We start from the raw sequence: 9,243 nt of genomic DNA, 5'->3' as shown, positions 1-9,243 counted from the left end.
TTCATAATGAAACTCTTGGATGCTGAAAAAGGGTTTGCAACGCATGTCTGAGTTCATCGACGCTATAGGCAAAATAGCTAGGCGATTCTTGCTGGAGCACTTCTACCGAATTATGGCCCCATGCGACCGCAATGCTTTTGACCTCCGCCTCTCTGGCACAAATGAGATCGTTTTTTCCGTCTCCAACAAATACAGAGTGTTCAACAGTGGAGTGCAGTTGCTCGATGGCGAGCAGAAGGCTTTCCGGATGCGGCTTCGGATGGGTTACATCATCCGAACAGACCACTGTGTCAAAATAATCAATCAGCTCGAATTCTTTCAGGATGTGGATGGTTCGCTTGCGATCTTTTCCCGTACATAATCCGCATTTCCATCCTTCGTTTTGGATGAAGCGCAAAATCTCCTCCATCCCCTCCACAATCTCAATAAGATGGATATTGGAGCTGGCTATTCTCCGATAATGTTCAACCATGCTTAGTGGCAGGTTCATTTTACCGAAAATGTTGGGAATGGAATCCCCACTGTGCCCCAGAAACTCCTCAAAAGAGGGAAGCGGACCATTGGAAACGAGCTGAAAGCTATCAAAGAATGCCTTACGCTGTACTTCTAGCGAATCAATAATCACTCCATCGAAGTCAAACACGACACTTTTTTGCATACCCTTCTCCTTTACCCTTCAAATGTCCAAAGCAGGAGGAGTCACCCGGAGCGCGAGGCGCCCCGATTTCCTGTCTCCCCGATGGCCTTTTACCGTTTTCCCCGTTGCTGGCGCAGGCTTTTTCTAAGCTCGCCCCGCTGCATGCTTTGCTGCAAATAATCATTTTTGTTCTGCTGCTTGTCTTGTAAAAACAAAGCCAACGAACGTATGGTTGGATATTTGAACAAATCGGCCATCTCAATCGTTGTTTGCAGTTCCTTCTCCAGATTGTTTTGAACTTGCATCAACATCAACGAGTGACCACCAACCTCAAAAAATCCATCGTCTACTCCGATCTGCTCTTTTCCTAATGTTTCTTGCCATATTTTTAGGAGCAGTTCTTCCATGCGATTTTGCGGTGGAGCCGTACGGGAGCTCTTTGGCGTGTTGACATTCAAGGCTGGCAATGCACTGCGGTCGATTTTATTCGGTCCGACCATGGCAAACGATTGCAATTCCATCCAATATTGCGGAACAAGGTAGCTCGGTAATAATTCCTTCACCATACCGATGATCTCTTTCTCTGATACGTGTTCCTTCAATACGTAGTAAGAAACGATGACCGGTTCGTTGTTCGCATCCTCGGTTGATTTGACAACACTCTTTACCATGCAATCCAATCCGTCGATGACACTTTCTACTTCATTCAAATCAACCCTGTAGCCTCTGATTTTCAACTGGGAATCGTTTCTGCCGTTGTATTCCAAGCAACCATCTGGCAATAATCTGCCGTAGTCTCCGCTTCGGTACAATCGACCCTCACCTGTGTGCAAATCGTATGCAAAAGCCTTCTCTGTTTCTTCTGCGCGGTTCCAGTACCCAGGAGAGAGATACTCGCTTTGATAGTAGAGTTGCCCGGATTCGTAAATACTCACTTCCTGGTTGTTTTCGTTAAGAATGCGCAAATTTATGCCATCGACGACATACCCGGCTGGAATTTTTGCAGGATGGACTGCCATATCCTTGTTCATGATGAAAAATGAAATGACCATCAATTCCGAACAACCCAGGAAATTGACAAACAAGCAGTCATCCGCGTGTTTTTGTTTGTAAAACTCAAAATCCGTGCCGGACACGACCTCTCCTCCTAATAAAACCATGCGAATATGAGGAAGTCGTATGCTGTCATCCAGGTTCTTCATAAAAAAGCGGAACACGGATGGAACGGAGTGGAACAATGTGATTCGTTCCTGATTTAACCAATTGGCGAATCGCGTCATACTACCGTCCAGCTTGATGTCATAGAGATGCAAAGTAGCCCCATTTAACAAGCTTCCCAATATATCCAAGATGCCGATCGCATGACTGTACGATGTCAACAATGCGATATGATCACGTTGATGGACCTTCAATACCTGGGTGAACTGTGAAAGATAGTAATAGACGTTTTGATAGCTCTGCATGACCCCCTTCGGTCTTCCTGTCGAGCCAGAAGTATAGAGGATAAATGCAATTGCTTCGCCTTTTATGCTTAGATCCAAATTCTCTTCTGAAATGCTACTGGTTCCGTCCGTCAAATTGATCGTTTGGATTTTCTGGTTGATCTTCTCTACAACTTCACCAGCCAAGATTATGTTTTCCGAATCGGTCAAAAGAATGCTCGATTGCGCATCGTCGATCATATAAGCCAACCGCTCAATTGGAGCACTTCGATCCAGCGGCACGAACGGAACCCCTGCCTTCAACGCACCCATCAAGGCAACTACCATTTCGAGTGTGTTCCCAAATAAAAGGGCAACTGGTGTTTGTGCGCTTTCTGGAGAGCAGTGCTCTAAAATTTTTCGGGCAATCTGATTTACTTTTGCATTGAGCTGTCCATATTCCAAAGTATCGAAGTTATGTTTGACAGCGATATGATTCGGATAGGTGGCCACCTGCTCTTCAAACCGTTTTACAAGAGCGGCAGTAGACTCCTTGAAAGAAAAGGGCTGGTACTTGCAAAGCGGCACAACACCATTCTCCCTGTGCAAGCCCTCGCTCTGTTTCAATATTGGCAATTCGCCAATCTGCAGGTTGGGTTTTTGGATGATGCATTCAAGCAATTTGCGGTACTCGGTAAACATGTATTGGACTGTCTCCTGCTTGAACAAGTCCGTCCTGTAGTAACATTCCAGATAAATCCCTGCGGCAGTTTCGTATAAATGAATATTCAGATCCGCTTTTGTTGTTTTTACCGTGACCGGGTAGGCCGATAACTTTATGTCCTCGTAATACGTTCCTTCACTTTCCGTCTGATTCTTCATGCTCTGGTAATTGAAGATCGTATCATATAAGAATGTACGGCTTGGGTCACGCTTAAAATCCAGTTGATCCAATATCTGTTCGATTTGAAAATCCTGATTTTCCAACGCTTCCAATAAACTCGTTTTTACTTCGTGAAGCAATTCAAGGAAGCTTTTCTCCCTCTCTGGCTTATTACGCAGAACAAGGGAATTGACAAACATGCCTACGATCTCTTTCAGCTCATCATGGTTTCGGCCTGCTTGCGGAATTCCTACCAGGATATCTGAGTCCCCACTGAGTCTCGCCAGCCATGCATAATACGCAGCCAACATCGTCATAAACCAGGTGACCTGATTCTCCTGAGAAAACTTCTTGATTCCCTCACTCAATTGTTGATCAAGCTCCAGACTAATCCGATCACCATGGAAGCTAAGGGATGCCGGGCGAGGGAAGTCCGTCGGCAGCTGCAGGACAGGCAATGCTCCCCCCAGCTTATTCAACCAATAGGCCTCTTGTGCCCGATAAGCGGTTGACCGTGCAAAATCGTGCTGCCACTCCGCGTAATCCTTATACTGGACGTTCAATGGAGGAAGCGAAACGTTCCTGTACAATTCTGAAAAATCTTTCACCAATAAGCTAATGGATGTTCCATCCGAAATAATATGATGGATGTCCACTGCCAGAATACTCTTTTGTTCTCCAATTTTGATTAATCCCACTCGGAAAAGAGGCGCCCTCGCCAGATCGAACGGTTGAATAAACTTCTCGAGATCTTGCTCAACCGAATGTTCATCGGACTCCAAGCAAATCACTTCGAAGTCAATACTGGGGTGTACAATTTGGACAATCTCACCTTCCAGTACCTGAAACGAAGTGCGTAAGCTTTCGTGCCGCTCAATCATTTTGGCAAATATCTCTTCAATTTTTCTGAGATGAATCGGCCCTTCCAGCAAAACGGCAGTCGATTCATTGTATCCCACCGTATCTGGCATCAGACCCTGTAAGAAAAAGATGCGTCTTTGTGCAAGCGATGTCTTGTAGTGTGGTTGAACCTCGACGGGTGCTATTTGATATTGTCCGACTTGGTTTCTGCTTTTGATGAATTCAGCTACGTTTTTGATCGTTTTATACTGGAATAAATCCGTCAACGTGATATTGCTATCAAACTGCTTTCTGATGTTCGTGCTAACATGTATCGCCTTGAGAGAATCTCCACCCAGCTCAAAAAAGTCATCTGCGATACCAATAGGAGCCATTCCTAAATAGTTTTCATAAATGGTACACAGCGCTTTTTCGATATCCGTTTGGGGAGGAACATACTCAACAGACAACGGTGGTCGTTTTGCCTGAATCTTTTTGCTTGCTGACTGTTCATATCCGTTCCATCCATTAGCTGTGCTGTGATGGCTTTTACGTAAACGGGTTTCGATGTCGATCGTGGAAATGATCAGGTTGGAAACACCGGACGTCAGTATTTTTCCAAATATTTCACGCCCCTCTTCCGGCAAGATTCCGATTGGGCTGGAATCGTCTCCGTGAGCATCAGCGTCCATCCATTTATCTAGATTAATCTGTATACTGTGCTTCTTTCCGTCACTGATCCGGTCTGCAACAGATTCGGATATCGCGATTACGGTATAGTTTCGGATATCAATGATCACATTTCCGAACTCATCCATGATCTGAATATCGAAACTCGCCAAGTCCTCCTGCGGAAAACGGCTGTCCAAATATTTGCTGTAGCTGTATATGCGGCGCGGCATTTTGCCATAGACGGCAATTGATTCGTAGGACAAGGGAATAAACATCTTCTGTTTATTGAGAAAGCCGAGCAAAAAGCTTGTCGCTGTATCCAGCATACCAGGATGCAAATGATAATCGTCCAGATCGGCTTGATACGTTTCAGGCAACTCAATGATGGCTACCCCTTCATCTGACCCCGCCATAACTTCGCGAATATTGCGCCATCTCTTCCCAAAATTCAGATATCCTCCATGCTTTTGATGATCCGCTTCGGTAAACAGTACATGCTTGTCTCCGCAGCTTTCCTTCAAAGCTTCCAGATCCATCGTGCTTGCAGACTGCTGGGCAGCTTCAATTGTGCCGGTAACATGAGGAATCCACGTATGCTCGTCATGATGAAAACGACTGTATATGATAAAGTCATAGCTTTCCTTGTTTTTAGTAAAGAGGAGCAAGACTTCTTTTTCCTCTTCCTCGCGCACGGTTATCGGCGTGTGGAAATGCACTTGTCGGAGGAGATAGGGCTTTTTCAGCATACTGTTATCAGCGGCTTCCCGAACCATTTCAAGCAATGTCGTTCCTGATAGCACTCCATGTTCATTGGTACGATGATCCTGCAAAACCCAATGACGATGCAGGCTTAGTTTTGAATAGAACAGTTCTTTGTCACCCGCCTGAAAACGGTATTCAAAGAGCGGATGTTCAAGCTCTTTTCTAGGAGCGGTCGATAACCCAGACTGTACCGCCATCCCTACCTTTTTCCAAACATCCCATTTCACATTGGTGATTGCCTGCTTCCCTTCCCGGTTACAATACTCGGCATACGCATCTAAAAAGGCATTGGCGGCATTATAATCAGACTGCCCGATAATCGGGGAAATCGTACTGATAGACGAGCACAGCACGAAAAAGTCCAAGTTGTTTTCCCGCAGAAGTCGATTTAAGTTGATGCATCCCATTGTCTTTGACATGATGACCTGGTGCATCGTCTCCTTGCTTATCTGCTGGATAAGGCCGCTGCCCGGAAGTCCTGCCGCATGAATCACACCTTGAACGGGGCCAACTTCCTCCTGAGCACAATACAGAGTCGAGGCAAGAGTAGAGAAATCAGAAACATCCGCCTGGTAGACGTAAATTTGTGCGCCGCTTCGTTCGATCTCCTGAATCCGTTTGATCTTGGCTGAGATGGAGTCTTGCTTTCCGTGATCTTGGAGCCATTTCCCCCACTCATCCTTCGCAGGAAAGAATGATCGCCCAAGCAGAATAATACTGGCCTTACAGTGACTGGCGATATAAGCGGCCAACTCCAATCCAATCCCACCTGTACCCCCAGAAATCAGGTAAGTGCCCCCGTCGATAAGCTTCAGGGTTGAATGGGTTTCCAAAGATGTACGCTCATAGAGAGGAAGCCATTTTGATTTTCCTCGCAAAGCAAACAGGTCCTCTTGACTTCCTTCCATTTCGCACAAAAGCATCTCGACCATTCCAGAGGCGACTAGCTGCTCCTGGCCAGAAATATCAATCAACTGGCAGTTCCTATCAGGAAATTCCAATGGAATGCCACGGACTAAACCCAGCAATGTTGCTTTCCAAGGGTTAATCTCTTCATCGCCAAGCACGTCAAAAAGACGATTCGCAACGACAGAGAGTTGAATCGCCGTAGATCCTTTGATTTCATCTAGTGCCTGGACGAGATGCAGAAAGCCATAATAAGTTTCTTCCAGTATACTTTCGGCCTGCATCTGATCCTCTTCAATGAAATCATCCTGGATAAGGGAAAAGTAGAGGATCGCATCCGGTTCGTTTTTGGTTTTCTGATAGTATGCTTGTAAAATATCGCTGAAGCCTCTTTTACTCGTTTCCCCTAACAGATAACCGTTATCCCCCTCAGAGACAGGAGGACACCCGCGCGCTACAAAAAACGGCTCTTTATAATGCCGTTTGCACGCTTCCAAAATCGTCGCATTCAGCTCTACATCATGGAAAATGATAGCAGATCGCTGTTTCGTTTTCCCAGTAGGCAAACTGGAAAGAGAACCTCTTTTCCATGTCGGCACGTAATACCAATCCGATACGCCCTTTTGGACCAATGATTGATCCTTGACCTGTTGCAGGAAGGTTTTCCCGATCTGTACCGGGTCATCATCCAAAAAGTAGCGATTCCGCTCAAAAGGATAAGTAGGCAAAGGGATGCGTCCATTAGCCCCCTTTTTATGTAAAGCTTCCCAATGGATGCTTACTCCTGAACTCCATAATTCCCCGATCCATTTCAAAACAAAGGCTTCCGAGGGCCTTTCTTCCATGCTGCTCGTACATAAAGAAATCCACTCGTGCATGGGCAAATCTGTGTGATCACCAATTCCATTTTCCTTATTTCCTAGGAAAGCCACCACCATCTTCGGAGTTTGGCAGAGTGTGGAAACTCCTTTTGGTATGGAAAGCGAAGCATTCAGTACTGTACTCCAAAAAGCTCGGTCCTTCAATTGTTCTCCGGAAAGCTTTTCGCCATTTACAGGAGAAAACATGGGAATCCGAAGCTGGCGAATCTGGTTTTCCGTAATCGCTGTGATCTCATTACCCATGAATGCCGCAAACGAATGCTCGATAGCCACGGCTTCCGCTAGAGTGGCGGCTACCAAATTTCCACTCTTGAATCCAAGTATGCCAAAGGGTTGCTCATGGTAAGTAAACATTACTTTTGCAAAAGCATAAGCAAAAAGAAAATGAATCGCTTGAAGTTGCAGACTCCCTTTTTCACCTGGATCGAACAATTGGCGTAAATCGACCTTACTGTTCGAACCTAATTTGCTTAGGCATTGCGTGACTTCCTCTCGAAACAGCCGATGCTTTTGGTATAACGAGAGGGCCAATTGAACGCTTTGTAGATCACCGGAAATTTCCGGAATGAGGTAGAGGATAGATTTTTCCCCTTTTTCCGGTGTTCTGACCCAAAGCTTTTTCGTATCTAACTGATGGAAAAGCTCCTGGAAGCTTTCGGCAGTCAAATAAAAACGATTTGACAAAGCCATTCTCCCTACCTGAAGCGTATAAGCCGCATCGCGCAGGTCAATATCAGGCTGTTGTTTCAAGTGATTTTTGAAGCGGTTGATCTGCTGCTGCAAAGCGCTTTCTGTTTTGGCAGAAAAGACAAACAATTGAGGTTCATCCGTGGCCGCTTGCTTTTCAAGCATTGGCGCTTCCTCAAGGATTACATGTGCATTCGTTCCGCCAATTCCAAAGGAGCTGACTGCTGCTCGTCGAGGTTGATCTGTCGTATGCCAATCCATCAAAGAATGATTTACAAAAAAAGGAGTATTCTCAAACTCTATTTTAGGATTCGGGTTCAAAACATGAAGGGACGGCGGAATTTGCCTGTTTGCCAACGAAAGAATCGTTTTGATCATGCCTGCAATACCAGCCGCTTCATTCAGATGCCCAATATTTGATTTAACCGAACCGATGGCGCAGTATGCTCTTTTATTCGTTTGATACGCCCTTTTGAGAGCTTCCACTTCGATGGCATCACCGATCTTGGTTCCTGTCCCATGAGCTTCCAGCATCGTGATTGATTCCGCATCTACCTCCGCCATGTGGAGAGCTGCCTCGATGACTTCTTTTTGTCCCTGAATACTAGGCGCGGAAAAACCCGCTTTACGATGCCCGTCGTTATTGATCGCCGATCCTTTTATAATGGCATAAATATGGTCCTGGTCTTTTATCGCGTCCTGCAATGTTTTCAAGACGACGACTCCTGCTCCGTCACTAACGAGCGTTCCTGTCGAAGAGACATCAAACGCGCGACAATGACCATCAGGCGAGTAAATGAGATCATTGGAATAGTAATAGCCTTTTTTTGACGGAAGGGAAATGTGTACGCCGCCCGCAATCGCTATGCTGCATTCGCCGTTTAATAATGCCTGGCTGGCGAGATGAACTGCAACCAATGACGTTGAGCATGCGCTTAGTACGGAGACGCTTGGACCCTTCAACTTTAATTTGTAGGAAATGGACGTACATAAATACTCACGATAGCTTAAATTGAAAGTGGGGTTCTCATCAACCAGCAACTGTCTCAGCAGCCAATTCACATTTTCGGTACTTCCTGCGTACAGACCGATTTGGCCCTTGTACGTTTCAGGATTATAGCCCGCATTTTCCAAGGCGTTCATTACCACTTCGTGAAAAACTCTAATTTGCGGGTCCAGTACGGTTGCTTCACGGGGGGTATATTCAAAGAAGGTAGAATCAAAATAGTCTATCCCTTCCAGATACCCTTTTGCTTTCACATAATTCGGATCGTTGCATAGAGCTGGATCGATTCCGGATTGAATCATTTCCTCATCCGAAAAGAAAGATACCCCTTCGACTCCATTCTTGAGATTGTCCCAAAATTGGTGAACATCCTCGGCTTTTGGAAATTTACAATCCATGCCAATGACAGCAATCTCTAACCCTGTATACGTCTGATCGTCATATTTATACCCCATGATAAACTCCCATTTCCCTTTTCAAATTTGTATACAGCAGAAAAAAGCTAACTCTTGACCAATTATTGGCAAGGGTTAGCTACTTACAGCGTA

At 45.5% G+C, this 9,243-nt stretch carries 2 protein-coding genes; both read right to left on the bottom strand.

Features of this window, described 5'->3' with window-relative positions; all coding sequences use genetic code 11:
• Position 1: 1 nt before the first annotated feature.
• Entirely contained in the window at positions 2–658 is a 657-nt protein-coding gene (locus tag HP568_RS25845) for an HAD family hydrolase (protein WP_173630610.1), read from the bottom strand.
• 89 nt (positions 659–747) lie between these two features.
• The gene (locus HP568_RS25840) at positions 748–9,150 is read right to left on the bottom strand and encodes a type I polyketide synthase (RefSeq protein WP_173630609.1); all 8,403 of its coding nucleotides are present in this window, start codon (positions 9,148–9,150) and stop codon (positions 748–750) included.
• Between the last annotated feature and the right edge of the window lie 93 nt (positions 9,151–9,243).

It is taken from the genome of Brevibacillus sp. MS2.2 (genome assembly GCF_013284345.1).
GTDB classification, from domain to species: domain Bacteria; phylum Bacillota; class Bacilli; order Brevibacillales; family Brevibacillaceae; genus Brevibacillus; species Brevibacillus brevis_C.
This window is presented reverse-complemented; position numbering and strand designations above follow the sequence as displayed.

Excerpts from the sequence above, each read along its gene's own strand:
- HP568_RS25845 (WP_173630610.1), bottom strand. The coding sequence starts at position 658 with ATGCAAAAAAGTGTCGTGTTTGACTTCGATGGAGTGATTATTGATTCG.
- HP568_RS25840 (WP_173630609.1), bottom strand. The coding sequence starts at position 9,150 with ATGGGGTATAAATATGACGATCAGACGTATACAGGGTTAGAGATTGCT.